1 pseudogene is annotated in these 557 nt (G+C 74.1%); it reads right to left on the bottom strand.

The window, feature by feature from the left end:
• Nucleotides 1-189: 189 nt before the first annotated feature.
• Nucleotides 190-557 (bottom strand): annotated as a pseudogene (locus E4099_RS33475) (MBL fold metallo-hydrolase); the annotation flags it as partial.

Raw genomic sequence — 557 nt, 5'->3', positions numbered from 1 at the left:
CCAGTGACCAGGCCACCCCACCGGCCGCGGATCCTGCCCGGTGACCAGGCCGCCCCCCGGCCGCGGAACTTGCCTGGTGACCGGACCGCTCCACCGGCCGCGGACCCCGCCTGATCGCCGGACCGCTCCATCGGCCCTGGCCCCCGCCTGAGTCGACAGGCCCGGGCCGGCCGGCTCGTCGGGCGGGCCTCAGGGGGTGAAGGTCTCCAGGTGTTCCAGGCGGACGAAGCTCGTCTGGGAACTCGCCTGCCGTACCTGCGCCTCCAGGTCCGCCAGCCCGCCCCAGTCCTTCGCCGGCTCGTCCAGTGGGAGGTCGAAGTCGTCCCAGTGGGTGGGCAGCACGTACCGGGGGTGGTCCAGGGCCGCCATCAGCCGGGGGACGTAGCCGTGCACCGTGGCGCCCCCGGGCTGGATCATGGCCAGGTCGGGGGTGAGCCCGGCCAGGTCGGCGGCGCTGAAGTTGGAGGCGCCGAAGTTGACCAGGGTGAAGCCGGTGGCCGTGGAGGTGATGGCGTAGGCGAGGGTGCCGCCCTCGACGAGGTCGGCGATGACCTGGG

It is taken from the genome of Streptomyces palmae, assembly GCF_004684805.1.
In the GTDB taxonomy this organism is placed as follows: Bacteria; Actinomycetota; Actinomycetes; order Streptomycetales; family Streptomycetaceae; genus Streptomyces; species Streptomyces palmae.
This window is presented reverse-complemented; position numbering and strand designations above follow the sequence as displayed.